The organism is Rhizobium sp. RAF36, assembly GCF_052114105.1.
Lineage (GTDB): Bacteria > Pseudomonadota > Alphaproteobacteria > Rhizobiales > Rhizobiaceae > Rhizobium.
On the sequence record NZ_JBFREC010000008.1, the window covers coordinates 46560 to 59036 of the forward strand.

The following is a 12477-nucleotide window of genomic DNA, read 5'->3' on the forward strand; positions in this document are numbered from 1 at the left end:
AACAGGGCAAATCAGACCTCTGGTTCGGGAAAACCAATGTCACTCAATACGGACGTCCGCCCGCTCGGCCTGAGCGAGCACGAGAAGGGCGTTATTCTGGTGGTTGCCGCAACGCTGGCTTGGAGCGCGAGCGGCATCTACTCTCGCATGCTCAGCATCGATGCCTGGACGACGATCGCCTGGCGGTCGCTGTTCGGCGGCCTGTTTCTGCTGATACCGAGCTTCTTCCTCGAAGGCGGTTTGTCGAGAAAGCAATGGGCTTCGATCTTCCATCCGTCGGGCATGGCGATGATCGCGTGCCAGACTTTTTGCCAAGCTTGTTTCATCGGGGCGCTCTATACGACCAGCGTGGCAAATGTCGCGGTGATCTATGCGACGGCCCCGTTCATCGCCGCGCTGCTCGGCTGGCTGCTGCTCCGGGAACGCGTTGCACGGCGAACCATGATGGCGGGCGGCGCCTGTCTGCTCGGCGTCGTCATCATCGTCGCCTCGTCGATCGGCGGAGGGACGGGTCTCGGCGATCTTCTCGCCCTCGGCATGACGGCATCCTTCGCCCTGATCATCGTCATTCCGCGCATCAGCCCCGGTGTGCCAAGCCTGCCGCCGACCATTGTCAGCGCTTTCCTGACACTGGCGATCTTCTCGCCCTTCGGTTCAGTTGGATCGATCGACCTCTATAACTGGGTCGTCCTTGCAGCTTTCGGCGCCACCAACTTCTCGATCGCGCTTGTCCTGTTCCTCGCCGGCGCGAAACGCATGCCGCCTGCCGAGGCGGCGCTCATCGGCACGATGGAAATCGTCCTGACGCCATTTTGGGTCTGGCTGTTTCTCAGCGAGAGGCCTCCCCTGGCAACCGTGCTCGGTGGGGTCGTCATCGTCGCAGCCGTCGTCTGGCACACGGCTGCCGATTTCCTGCGGGGGCGCACGGAAGCACGCTTACGCGGCAAAACTGCCGCGTGAACATGCGTGCTTAATGCCGGCTTTTGAGAAAACAGGCGTTGCCAGAATATTTTTCCTGTACGAACACCAAAATCGAAACGATCTGATCTGTCGAAACAATTGTCGCGCCGTAAGTTGACGGCCTGCGGGTGACACGGCGCATCGCCGGAACGACGCTCAAAGAAGAAATATATAAGGAGATCAAAATGTTGCTGCAGTCTTGCCGCGCCGCGCTGCTCGGCGCCGTTTTCAGCTTTGCTTTAAGCCCGCTCGCCCACGCCGAAACCCCTGCCGATACGCTGGTCGTTGCGCAGTCGATCGATGACGCCGTCAGCTTTGACCCGGCCGAAGGTTTCGAGCTCACCACCGTTCAGTCCTTCAACAATCTCTATCAGCGTCTCGTACAGTCGAACCGCGACGACGGCACCAAGATCGAGCCGGCGCTCGCCGCGTCCTGGGAAGCTGGCAGCGACGGCAAGAGCCTGACCTTCGCGCTCGCCGATGCCAAGTTCGCATCCGGCAATCCCGTGCGTCCCGAAGACGTGATCTTCTCGCTGACCCGCGCCGTGAAGCTCAACAAATCCCCGGCCTTCATCCTCAACGAACTCGGCTGGAAGGCCGACAACGTCGATGCCGCCGTCACCAAGGTAGACGACAAGCACGTGAAGCTCACATGGACCGCCGATGTCGGCGCCGGCTTTGCGCTGTCACTGCTGACCGCGCCGATCGCTTCGGTTGTCGATGAGCAGACGGTTTCAGCTGAGGCCAAGGACAATGATTTCGGCAATGGCTGGTTGAAGACCAATTCCGCCGGCAGCGGCGCCTTCACAATCGCCACCTACACGCCGCATGAGGCGCTGGTTCTGCAGGCGAACGCCAATTCGTCCGACAAGCCGAAGCTCGAGAACGTCATCATCCGCAACGTGCCTGATGTCGGCGCCCGCCGCCTGCTCGTCGAGCAGGGCGATGCCGATATCGCCCGCGGCCTCGCTGCCGACCAGATCGACGCGCTGAAGGACAAGAGCGGCGTCAAGGTTCTCTCCGTTCCCTCGGCCCGCACCGATTACATCCTGCTCAACACCAAGGCAAACCCGACGCTCGGCAACCCGGCCTTCTGGGAAGCAGCCCGCTATCTCGTCGATTACGATGGTATCGCCAAGAACCTGTTGCGCGGGCAGAGCACCGTTCACCAGTCCTTCCTGCCGGTCGGCTTCCCGGGCGCTCTGACGGATACCCCGTTCAAGCTCGATGTCGAAAAGGCAAAGAAGGTGCTTGCGGATGCCGGCATCAAGACGCCGTTCAAGGTCGAGTTCATCGTCTTCAACGACCAGCCGTTCCTCTCGATCGCCCAGTCGCTGCAGTCGACCTTCGCTCAGGCCGGTATCAACCTCGATATCCAGCCGGGCGTCGCCAGCGACATCTATGCCCGCGGCCGTTCCGGCAAGTTCGAAATGACGCTGCGCTACTGGATCCCGGATTATTTCGATCCGCATTCCAACGCCAGCGCATTTGCGATCAACAAGGACAATTCCACCAACACGGCCGCCAAATATGCCGGCTGGGTGATCCCCGAGCTGACGGACGAGACGCTCGCCGCCGTCAAGGAACAGGATGCGGCCAAGCGCGTCGCGCTCTATCAGGACCTGCAGAAGAAGATCCAGGCGAGCTCGCCCTTCATCTTTACGCTTCAGGGCAATGACCAGGTCGTGATAAGCGACAAGGTCAAGAACTATGCCCAGGGCCTGAACGCAGACCAGGTCTATTACGACAAGGTAGAGAAATAAGTGCCGCAAACGGCAATCGATAATAGCGCCGACATGAAAAACTCCCGCCAGCACAACAGCTGGCGGGAGTTGTCTTTCGTCTGGCCGCTCGTCAAGTGGACATGGTCTTTCGCGCTGACGCTGTTCGGCCTGGCGCTGGTGACCTTTGCGATGACGCGGCTCTCGCCGATCGATCCGGCGCTGCAGCTGGTCGGCGATCATGCCAGCCAATCGACCTATCAGCAGGCACGGGTGGAACTCGGGCTCGATCAGCCCTTGCCGCTTCAGTTCGTCCGCTATGTCGAGACGGCGCTGTCGGGCAATTTCGGCCAGTCGATCTCCACGGGCCAGCCTGTTGCCAAGGATATCGCCCGCACTTTCCCGGCAACGATCGAGCTGGCGACTGCGGCCATCATTCTTGGAGCCGTGATCGGCCTTGCGCTCGGCATCGCCGCCGCCATGCGGCAGGGCACGTGGGTGGATAGTCTTGCACGCTTCGTCTCCCTCTTTGGCTACTCGGTGCCGATCTTCTGGCTTGGCCTGCTGATGCTGCTCCTGTTTTACGCCCGGCTGCACTGGGCGCCGGGACCGGGCAGGGCGGATGTGGTCTTTCAATACACCGTCAAGCCGGTCACCGGCTTTGCCCTGATCGATACCTGGATGTCCGGCAAGGCGGGCGCCTTTCGCGATGCGCTCGCCCATCTGGCATTGCCGGCCACCGTCCTGGCCCTGAATGCGCTGGCTGCGATCTCCCGGCTGACGCGTGCCGCCGTCCTCACCGAACTTGGACAGGAATATGTGACGACAGCGCGCGCCAAGGGGGCAGGTCTCGGCCGCATCGTCTTCGTCCACATTCTTCCCAATATTTCAGGAACGCTGCTGACCGTGATCGCTCTTTCCTATGCAGGCCTGCTTGAGGGCGCGGTACTCACTGAAACCGTCTTTGCCTGGCCCGGTATCGGCCGCTATCTGACGACGGCTATGTTTGCCGGGGATATGCCTGCCATCCTTGGCGCCACGCTGATCGTCGGCGCCTGCTTCGTGCTTCTGAATGCGCTGACCGATCTCGGTGTCGCCCGGCTGGAAGCGGGGAAGACGCGATGAGTGCGATCATCCAGGCGCCGCTTGGCGGCCCATCCTTCGTCCGGCGTGTCCTGCGCTCGCCATCGGCCGCCGCCGGCAGCGCCATCGTGCTGCTCATTCTCGCCTTCGCGCTGCTGGCGCCGCTGATTGCGCCCTATGACCCGAACCTGCAGGAGACCGCAAACCGGCTGATGCCGCCGAGCGCCCTGCACTGGCTCGGCACCGACGCTTTCGGAAGGGACATCCTGTCGCGCATGATTTACGGCGCGCGGCCGACCTTGCTCCTCGTTCTCGTCGTCGTGCTGCTGATGGCGCCGCTCGGCATTGTCGTCGGCACCTTCGCGGGCTTCTTCGGCGGTATGACCGAGCGCCTGCTGATGCGGATCACCGATATCGTCATGTCCTTTCCGCGTCTGCTGCTCGCCTTCGCCTTTGTCGCGATCATGGGGCCGGGCCTCATCAACGGAGCCCTGGCGCTGGCGCTGACCAGTTGGCCCGCCTATGCCCGGCAGGCCCGTGTGGAGACCGCTGCTCTGCGGCGCAGCGATTATCTAGCGGCCGCTGAAATGGTCGGTATCCGGGGGGCAAGATTGCTCTGGGGACATATCCTGCCGCTGGTGCTGCCATCCGCCATCATCCGGCTGGCGCTCGATCTCTCGGGAATCATTCTCGCGGCCGCCGGGCTCGGGTTCCTCGGCCTCGGCGTTCGTCCGCCGACGGCGGAATGGGGTTCGATGGTCTCCGAAGGCACACAGGTGATCTTCGATCAATGGTGGGTGGCCGCGGTTCCCGGTGTTGCCATTCTCGTCACCTCCTTTGCCTTCAATCTGCTGGCCGACGGCCTGCGCGACATTCTGGATCCGCGTCATGACTGAGCCGCTGCTCTCCGCCGAGGATCTATCTGTTACCTTTCCGTCTGAGGCCGGGCCGATCCGGGTTGTCGACGGAATTTCCTTTTCGGTCGGACGCGAAGTGGTCGCACTTGTCGGTGAATCCGGTTCCGGCAAGTCGATGACGGGCAGGGCGGTCATGGGCCTTCTGCCGAGGCGCGCTGAGGTCGCGGCGAAGCGCCTCTCCTTCGATGAAAAGGACCTCACGGCACTTTCCGCGTCCGGCTGGAACAGCCTGCGCGGCAGCGGCCTTGGCCTGATTTTGCAGGATCCCAAATATTCGCTGAACCCGGCCCATAAAATCGGCCGGCAGGTCGAGGAAACCCTGCTGCTGCACACCAAGCTTTCATCCGCTGAGCGGCGCGATCGCGCACTCGACATGCTCGGCAAGGTCGGCCTGCCTGACCCCGGGCGGATCTATTCCAGCTATCCCGCCGCCTTGTCTGGCGGCATGGGCCAGCGCGTGATGATCGCCGCCATGCTGATCAACCGGCCTAAGCTGCTGATTGCCGACGAACCGACCTCGGCGCTCGATCGCGAGCTACAGGATCAAATCCTAACCTTGCTGCGCTCGCTGACCGAAGAGCTCGGCATGGGGCTGCTGCTGATCAGCCACGACCTGCAACAGGTTTCCCGCTATGCCGACCGCGTCATGGTCATGCGCCAGGGAAGGATCGAGGAGCAGATGGCCTCCGCCGATCTTGCCAATGCCAGCTCCGCCTATACCCGTGCGCTCTGGGCCGCCCGCCCGTCGGCGGCGACCTACGGGACACGGCTTCCCGTTTACGGAGACGGGGCATGAACGCGCTGTCGATCGCCGATCTCTCCGTCACGTTCCAGGGCGGCGGCAAGGGCTTTACCGCCGTGTGCGGGGTGAGTTTCGATGTCGCGCCGGGCGAGACCTTCGGACTGATCGGCCCGTCGGGATGCGGCAAGACCACGGTTCTGCGCGCAGTCGCCGGCTTGAACACCAATTGGCAGGGCTCGATCTCCGTGTCTGGCGAACCTCTGCACCCCGGCCGGAAGATCACCGGCGCATTGCGTGCCGGTATCCAGATGGTGTTCCAGGATCCCTATTCGTCGCTGCATCCGCGCCATCGCATTTCCCGCATTCTCGGCGAACCGCTGTCACTGCGCGGCATTCGCAATGTCGAGGAAGAGGTGCGCATCGCACTCGATCAGGTTGGGCTGCCCACAGCCGTCGCGGGCCGCTATCCGCACCAGTTTTCCGGCGGCCAGCGCCAGCGTGTGGCGATTGCCCGTGCGCTGTTGCTCAAACCCAAGCTGTTGCTGCTCGACGAGCCGACCTCGGCGCTCGATGTCTCGGTGCAGGCCGAAATCCTGAACCTGCTCAACGATCTCAAGGCCTCGCACGGCATGACCTTCATTCTGGTCAGCCACGATCCCGGCGTCGTCGCCCATATGTGCGACCGTGCCGTCGTGATGGAAGCCGGGAAGATTGCGCAAGTCCTGGATCGAGAGGCGCTTTCCGGCAGCACCGTGCCGGATTGAATTCCAGGCTGTAAACTGGCCGGCAGTGAACATGCGGCATAGGTACACCGGTTCGAACTTCTCCTTTTCGCGGCAGCAAACATCCGCTATCAACCGCATCGACATACCGAAACTGCAAACGGTCTTATCTGGCTACCCCATGACCCCTCCCAGTCAGCAGCGCTTTTCCGATAAAAACTCGCTTGCGTCCCGCCTGTTTCACCCGATCCTTGCCGGCGCCACGCTGCGGGACCGGCTGCTCGCCTGTTTGGGCGCGCTCGTCGCTATCGCGATGACGGGCATGTTATGCGGGTTCTTGTTCGGTGAGGGATCGCATCTGCCGCTGATCGTAGCCCCCATGGGAGCCTCGGCCGTTCTGCTGTTCGCTGTCCCGGCAAGCCCGCTCGCGCAGCCTTGGTCGATCATCGGCGGCAATACCATCTCGGCTTTAATGGGCGTTGCCGCAGCGAGCCTGATCAAGGATCCGATCGTTGCCACAGGCCTCGGCGTATCGCTCGCCATTGCGGCGATGTCCCTGACACGATGCCTGCATCCGCCAGGCGGCGCTGCGGCGCTCACCGCTGTTCTCGGCGGGCCCGTCGTCGCCAGCTGGGGCCTGCTTTTCCCCTTCGTGCCGGTGGCTCTCAACTCCTGCCTGCTGGTGGCGATCGGGCTGCTGTTCCACAAGCTCTCGCGGCACAACTATCCGCATGTCGTCATCGCGCCTGCAAATACCCATCGGACCGCCGATCCGCGCCCGGAAGAGCGGACGGGATTTCGGGAGGAAGATATCGACGCAGCGCTTGCCGCACTGAACGAGACCTTCGACATCGACCGCGCCGATCTCGGCCGTCTGCTGCGCCGGGTTGAATTCGAGGCCGTCGCGCGCTCCAATGCCGAGATCAGCTGCGCCGACATCATGTCGCGCGATGTGATCGCCATCGACGCCGATGCGACGGTCGAACAGGCCCGCTGGCTGCTGCTCAACCACAACGTCCGCACCCTGCCGGTAAGGGATGCCGGGCGGCGGCTGATGGGCACCGTTGGACTGCGCGAACTGGCGCTTTTCTCGGGTGCCCTGGAAGGGCGGATTTCGGAAGCGACGACAGCGCGCGCCAGTGACCGCGCCTTCGATCTTCTGCCTCTGCTGACCAACGGCCGGACGCATGCCGTCATCATCATCGACGAAAACGATCAAATTCTTGGCTTGGTTTCGCAGACGGACCTCCTGAGCTCCGTCTCACGCTCGCTGCCGAAGAAACCCGGCGAAGAGGGTGCAGCGGCCTGAACAGCTCAGCGCAGCGCCAGATAGCAGAGCAGGCAGGCTGCCGATAAGACGGCCGCCAGCCTGGGTCTCTGCTGATCGAAAATCAGTGCGACCACTATGCCACCCGCGACCGTCAGGCTTGCGTGCCAGAGGTCCTTGTCCGATACGGTCAAGGCGAGGGCTGCGAGAAAGACCGCGCTCGCAACCATGGTGACCGGTTCCGACTGCTCGGCGATGTCGCGCCGGGCAAGGTAGGGAAGGGCAAAGCGGCGCAGGCTGAGCCCGAGCGCCGCCGCAAGCAGAAGACAGGTCATCAGAAGGTTGAACATCGGCTGCCGATCGATTGTTGGACAATCAATCGACGCAAATCCCGTGCCATTTGAAAACAGCCTGTATTGCCGTAGCCTCCGGCGGCAACTGACTATTTCTTCTGCACCCAGCGCGTTTTTTCGTCAGATTGGCTACGCAATCTCGTTATGCCGAGCAACGCTGTAAGGCCTATACGCCGACCCGTTGCATGGCTGTTGGCACGCTTCGGATCCAAGGCTTAGCGCCGGCCGAGATCGATGCCGAGTGAGACAAGGGCGGGATTGTCGGTTGCGGCCGCGCCTGCCGCATTGCTGGCAAAGCCAGAGACGTTGGGTTGAAGCGCGATTGCGATCGGCAATGCTGCCGCGCCAAGCGCCGGAAGCTCCGAGCTGTGTTCTGCCCGCATCAAGCGGGGCAGGGTGCTCGAATGCCGGTGGATCATCGCAGGCGGCAGCGGCGTTGTCGCATCCATGAGACGTTCCAGAAGCTCTGCCGGCAACCCGCCGCCGATAACGACTGTGTCCGGGTCGAACATTGCCTCGATGTTGCGGATCGCGATGCGCAGATACTGCGCCGCCTCACGCAGCCACGCTATCAGGCGTGGATCGTCCTCGACCAAGCGCTCGACAAGCTCTTCGGCCGAAACCTCGTCCGGCGTGCGCGCCGGGCCGCAGATGGTTTCTGCCGCCGCATAGAAGGAGACATATTGCTCCAGGCAGCCGCGGCTGCCGCAGGCACAGAACCGTCCGCCCGGCTTGACGATCAGATGGCCGATTTCGCCAGCGCCGCCGAACGCCCCTCGAAAGTGCTGGCCATCCAATACCAGACCGCCGCCAATGCCGAGATTGAAGTGCAGATAAAAGAACGAGCGGACGCTGCGCCCGATGCCATAGAGCCGCTCGCCGATCGCTGCGACCGTCGCGTCATTCTCGACAAATGTCTTAATCCCCGTCAGCTCCTCGAGACGCGATGTCAGCGGAAACTTCGTCCAATCGTCGCCTTCCTGCACCTTGTCGTACCAGAAGGTGCCGTTTTCGACGGTGCCTGGAACGCTGCAGCCCACGCCCCAGATTTCCTCGCGCCGCACTTGCCCCGCCACCAGCAGCCCGGAAGCAATGTCTGCAAGCACGTCAGCGGTGGTCTTCGGGTCGCGCTCGCCAAGGATCCGGGTTTCGGTGGCGACAACTGCGCCGGTCAGATCGACAAGCAGGCCGGTGACGCGCTGATAGGCGAGGCTGAGGCCGATCGTGTAGCCGCCGCGCGGATTGAGAGACAGCTCCACAGCCGGCTGCCCACGCTGTCCTGCACGTTTGCCCTGCTGGCGGATCAGACCTGCTTCCTCGAGATCCGCCGCGATGTTCGAGATTGCCTGAACCGTCAGGCCGATCGTTTGCGCCAGCTCGGTACGGGTGATCGGTCCACTGCGCCGGACGGCATCGAACACGGCTCTCCTGTTGAGCGTCCGGGTCTGTAGCAGGTTTGTGCCGGGCAGCGCACCGTCACGATCGAGGCGAAGATTCATGCCGCCATTCATACCATTGCGGCCTGTTTTATCAAAAGTCTTTTAATTAAAAAGTGTTGTGTTATCTTTTCCGCGTCTACTGTCCGAAAGACAGTGGCAATGGGTGAACGCGAAGCCATGAAAGAGCCGGATAACCGGCCGTTGGCAGCTGGCATTTGAATGCCGGAAAGGTGAGCACAGAACTGGGATGATATTGATGCAAACTGCCCGAAGGCGGCGCTAGCAGCTGCTGCGTGGCAGGGGCAGGCGTTCGCAACGGCGCTTCCGATGGAAGCTGCCGGCGGTTTGCCTTTGGTTGTGTTTTCCCAATGCCGTTGACGCAGAGAAGTCCTACCGGTTTCTTCGAAAGACAGGCTAAAACAGTTAGTTAAATCGCGCTCTCAACCTCTATTTCTTGACGCCACCGCATCAGAGGGCGGTAAAAAATAAAATCCTGATGTTCAACTTGACAATGTAAATTCGCCACTGCTAGCTAATAACTAAATAGTTACATAGCGACTTGGGAGACTGGTTTGCGAGCGATGATCACCATCGAGAATGTCTCAAAATCGTTTCCTACGAAGGGCGTTGGCGCGTCCACGGCTCTGGACGGGGTTAGCCTACAGATCCAGGACCGAGAGTTCTTCACGCTGCTTGGTCCCTCTGGCTGCGGTAAGACAACACTTTTGCGCATTATTGCCGGTTTCGAACTTCCGACCGCCGGAACGGTCCGGATAGAGGGGGCGGACTCCTCTTTCTTGCCGCCGCAGAAGCGGCCGGTGAATACGGTTTTCCAGAGCTATGCCCTCTTTCCGCACATGACCGTGGCCGAAAACGTTGGCTTTGGACTGCAGATGCAAAAGGTGCCCAGGGCTGAACGGGATCTTCGCGTTGCGGAGGTACTGCGGCTGGTCCGGCTCGAAACCATGGCGGCGAGATTGCCTCGCCAGCTCTCCGGGGGGCAGCAGCAGCGTGTGGCTCTGGCGAGGGCGCTTGCACCGCGGCCGAAAGTGCTGCTGCTCGACGAGCCGTTGAGCGCCCTTGACCTGAAATTGCGCAAGGAAATGCAGAGCGAGTTGAAGCGGCTGCAGCGGGAAACCGGCATCACCTTCGTCCTCGTCACCCATGACCAGGAAGAAGCGCTGGCGATGTCCGACCATATCGCCGTGATGTCGGCCGGCCGCGTGCTGCAGATCGGCGAGCCACGCGAGATCTACGACAATCCGAAGAGCCGCTTCGTGGCTGATTTCATCGGCGAATCCAATGTCTTGCCCGGCGCCATGATCGGCCGCGGCAACGACATTCTGATCGCGGTGCGGCCGGAAAGGATTGCGGTCTCGGCGCCGGCTAGCGGCTCGGCGGGGCGGATCCGCGGCACGGTTACCGCCGTGACCTATCTCGGGCTCGATACGCTCTACGAAATCGTCATCGAAAACGGCGAACGGCTGCGCAGCCGCACCCGCCAGTCGGTCGATGGCCTGGTCGCCGGGCAGGCCGTGGTGCTCGACTGGTCGAGCGATGCCGAACGGCATCTGACGAACTAGGGAGAGGGCGGATGAACACACAGCGCACATTGACGCTCGCTGCCCCGGCCGTCCTGGTCATCGGCATCTTCATGGTGCTGCCGTTGCTGGTGGCCGTCGCCTATTCCTTCATGACTGCCAATCCCTATGGCGGCGTCGACATGCCGCTGACGCTGGATGCCTATGTGCAGTTCCTCTTCCAGCGCGATTTCGATGATACGCTGCTGTTCTCCTGGAGCTATGTGATCATCATTCTGCGGTCGGTCTATCTGGCGGGCCTGACAACTGTGATCTGCATGCTGCTCGGGTTTCCGGTTGCATGGTACCTGGTTTGCCAGTCTGAGAACCGCCGCCGGACGCTGCTTTTTCTCGTCACCTTGCCATTCTGGATCAACACGCTGATCAGGACCTATTGCTGGGTGCTGATCCTGCGGGATGAAGGCCTGGCAAATGGCCTTCTCAAGGCTGCCGGCGTTATCTCGACGCCCTTGCCGCTACTCTATAATGACGGCTCGATCCTGCTCGGGCTCGTCTATACCTTTCTGCCCTTCATGGTTCTGCCGGTCTATTCGACGCTGGAGCGGATCGACCCGCGGCTGATCGAGGCAGCCTATGATCTCTATGCCAGCCGGATCGCCGTTTTTCACCGGGTTGTCTGGCCGCTGGCAAAGCCCGGTGTTCTCGTTGGCGCCAGCCTTGTCTTTGCACCGTCGCTCGGTTCGTTCCTGGCCCCTGATCTTCTCGGCGGCGGGAAGAAGCTCCTTGTCGGCAGCCTGGTGCAGATGCAGTTCACCTCGTCGCGCAACTGGCCATTCGGCGCTGCCCTTTCGATCCTGGTGACGATCGCTGTTCTGGCAATCTTCCTTGTGCGGTCCAGAAAGGCCGAGGAGGCGCGGCTATGAAGACGCAGCGTCCATTCGACTGGCGTCATACGCCGGGTTTCGGCCCTTTCACGGCCGCCATTCTGATCTTTCTCTACCTGCCGCTGGCCATTCTGGTCGTCTACGCATTCAACGCCAATCAGCTGGTGACCATCTGGTCCGGCTTCAGCCTGCGCTGGTTTGGCGAAGTGGCGGCCAACGAGGATATCCGCCGCGCGGCTTTCAACAGCATTGTCATCGCCATTGTCGCGACAATCTCCTCCACAGTGATTGCCACGGCCGGGGCCATCGCTCTCGAGCGCGGTGACTTGAAGGGGGGGCGCGGGGCACTCACCTCCTTGATCGCGCTCCCCCTGATCGTTCCGGAAATCATCGTTGCGATCATGACGCTGATCTTCTTTTCGGCGCTCGGGATGACCAACGGGCTGGTCAACCTGATGATTGCTCACACGGTATTCTGCATCCCCTTCGCGCTCTTGCCGATCCAGGCCAGATTGCGCGATCTCGGCACCAATCTGGAAGAGGCAGCCCGCGATCTTTATGCCAGCGAATGGCAGCTGTTCCGCTGCGTAACGTTTCCTCTGCTGCTGCCTGCGATCTTTGCCGGTGCGCTGATGGCTTTCGTCGTCTCGCTCGACGATTTCCTGATCAGCCTGATGGTCTCAGGTGCCGGATCGACCACCTTGCCCGTCTATGTCTACGGCATGATGCGCCTCGGCGTCACGCCGGAAGTCAATGCCATTTCCACCATCCTGCTCGGCATCTCGCTTGTGCTCGTCACCGGCGCGCTGCTGCTCGGGCGCAAGAGCCAAGGCAACGAATAACCAAAA

12 protein-coding genes are annotated in these 12477 nt (G+C 61.8%); 10 read left to right on the plus strand and 2 right to left on the minus strand.

Annotated features, from left to right (window positions below; all coding sequences use genetic code 11):
- The first annotated feature begins 36 nt into the window (after nt 1–36).
- The 7 genes from AB4Z25_RS23555 (at nt 37) to AB4Z25_RS23585 (ending at nt 7454) form a co-directional block, all read left to right on the plus strand.
- On the plus strand, nt 37–960 hold the full coding sequence (locus tag AB4Z25_RS23555) for a DMT family transporter (protein ID WP_442209401.1): 924 nt from the start codon (nt 37–39) through the stop codon (nt 958–960).
- A gap of 185 nt (nt 961–1145) precedes the next feature.
- Nucleotides 1146–2723 carry an ABC transporter substrate-binding protein gene (locus AB4Z25_RS23560; protein ID WP_442209403.1) on the plus strand — a complete coding sequence of 526 codons (1578 nt, stop codon included), beginning with the start codon at nt 1146–1148 and terminating at the stop codon, nt 2721–2723.
- A complete protein-coding gene (locus tag AB4Z25_RS23565) occupies nt 2724–3806 on the plus strand; it encodes an ABC transporter permease (protein WP_442209405.1) in 1083 nt (360 codons plus the stop codon).
- Entirely contained in the window at nt 3803–4660 is an 858-nt protein-coding gene (locus AB4Z25_RS23570) for an ABC transporter permease (protein WP_442209407.1), read from the plus strand. Before AB4Z25_RS23565 ends, AB4Z25_RS23570 begins: the two co-directional genes overlap by 4 nt.
- On the plus strand, nt 4653–5477 hold the full coding sequence (locus AB4Z25_RS23575; protein ID WP_442209409.1) for an ATP-binding cassette domain-containing protein: 825 nt from the start codon (nt 4653–4655) through the stop codon (nt 5475–5477). The genes AB4Z25_RS23570 and AB4Z25_RS23575 overlap by 8 nt, the downstream gene beginning before the upstream one ends.
- The gene (locus AB4Z25_RS23580; protein WP_442209410.1) at nt 5474–6187 is read left to right on the plus strand and encodes an ABC transporter ATP-binding protein; all 714 of its coding nucleotides are present in this window, start codon (nt 5474–5476) and stop codon (nt 6185–6187) included. The genes AB4Z25_RS23575 and AB4Z25_RS23580 overlap by 4 nt, the downstream gene beginning before the upstream one ends.
- 139 nt (nt 6188–6326) lie before the next feature.
- Nucleotides 6327–7454, plus strand: coding sequence for an HPP family protein (locus AB4Z25_RS23585; protein WP_442209414.1), 1128 nt, complete (start codon nt 6327–6329; stop codon nt 7452–7454).
- A gap of 5 nt (nt 7455–7459) precedes the next feature.
- On the opposite strand, the gene AB4Z25_RS23590 is transcribed toward AB4Z25_RS23585, so the two are convergent.
- Both AB4Z25_RS23590 and AB4Z25_RS23595 read right to left on the minus strand, forming a co-directional pair.
- Complete coding sequence (locus AB4Z25_RS23590; RefSeq protein ID WP_112596572.1) at nt 7460–7762, minus strand: hypothetical protein; 303 nt, start codon at nt 7760–7762, stop codon at nt 7460–7462.
- Between the two features lie 218 nt (nt 7763–7980).
- The gene (locus tag AB4Z25_RS23595; protein WP_442209416.1) at nt 7981–9264 is read right to left on the minus strand and encodes an ROK family transcriptional regulator; all 1284 of its coding nucleotides are present in this window, start codon (nt 9262–9264) and stop codon (nt 7981–7983) included.
- A 521-nt stretch (nt 9265–9785) separates the two neighbouring features.
- On the opposite strand from AB4Z25_RS23595, the gene AB4Z25_RS23600 reads away from it, so the two are divergent.
- Genes AB4Z25_RS23600 through AB4Z25_RS23610 form a run of 3 tightly spaced genes read left to right on the plus strand, consistent with a single transcriptional unit; the run spans nt 9786 to nt 12471 of the window.
- A complete protein-coding gene (locus tag AB4Z25_RS23600) occupies nt 9786–10787 on the plus strand; it encodes an ABC transporter ATP-binding protein (protein ID WP_442209654.1) in 1002 nt (333 codons plus the stop codon).
- 11 nt (nt 10788–10798) lie between these two features.
- Nucleotides 10799–11668, plus strand: a complete 870-nt coding sequence (locus AB4Z25_RS23605) for an ABC transporter permease (protein ID WP_442209418.1) — start codon at nt 10799–10801, stop codon at nt 11666–11668.
- Nucleotides 11665–12471 (plus strand): ABC transporter permease, encoded by an 807-nt coding sequence (locus AB4Z25_RS23610; RefSeq protein WP_112388185.1) that lies wholly within the window; start codon nt 11665–11667, stop codon nt 12469–12471. The genes AB4Z25_RS23605 and AB4Z25_RS23610 overlap by 4 nt, the downstream gene beginning before the upstream one ends.
- The last annotated feature ends 6 nt before the right edge of the window (nt 12472–12477 follow it).

What these genes read in the sequence shown, in the direction of transcription:
- AB4Z25_RS23555 (WP_442209401.1), top strand. Translation starts at nt 37, where the DNA reads ATGTCACTCAATACGGACGTCCGCCCGCTCGGCCTGAGCGAGCACGAG.
- AB4Z25_RS23560 (WP_442209403.1), top strand. Translation starts at nt 1,146, where the DNA reads ATGTTGCTGCAGTCTTGCCGCGCCGCGCTGCTCGGCGCCGTTTTCAGC.
- AB4Z25_RS23570 (WP_442209407.1), top strand. Translation starts at nt 3,803, where the DNA reads ATGAGTGCGATCATCCAGGCGCCGCTTGGCGGCCCATCCTTCGTCCGG.
- AB4Z25_RS23575 (WP_442209409.1), top strand. Translation starts at nt 4,653, where the DNA reads ATGACTGAGCCGCTGCTCTCCGCCGAGGATCTATCTGTTACCTTTCCG.
- AB4Z25_RS23580 (WP_442209410.1), top strand. Translation starts at nt 5,474, where the DNA reads ATGAACGCGCTGTCGATCGCCGATCTCTCCGTCACGTTCCAGGGCGGC.
- AB4Z25_RS23585 (WP_442209414.1), top strand. Translation starts at nt 6,327, where the DNA reads ATGACCCCTCCCAGTCAGCAGCGCTTTTCCGATAAAAACTCGCTTGCG.
- AB4Z25_RS23590 (WP_112596572.1), bottom strand. Translation starts at nt 7,762, where the DNA reads ATGTTCAACCTTCTGATGACCTGTCTTCTGCTTGCGGCGGCGCTCGGG.
- AB4Z25_RS23595 (WP_442209416.1), bottom strand. Translation starts at nt 9,264, where the DNA reads ATGAATCTTCGCCTCGATCGTGACGGTGCGCTGCCCGGCACAAACCTG.
- AB4Z25_RS23600 (WP_442209654.1), top strand. Translation starts at nt 9,786, where the DNA reads ATGATCACCATCGAGAATGTCTCAAAATCGTTTCCTACGAAGGGCGTT.
- AB4Z25_RS23605 (WP_442209418.1), top strand. Translation starts at nt 10,799, where the DNA reads ATGAACACACAGCGCACATTGACGCTCGCTGCCCCGGCCGTCCTGGTC.
- AB4Z25_RS23610 (WP_112388185.1), top strand. Translation starts at nt 11,665, where the DNA reads ATGAAGACGCAGCGTCCATTCGACTGGCGTCATACGCCGGGTTTCGGC.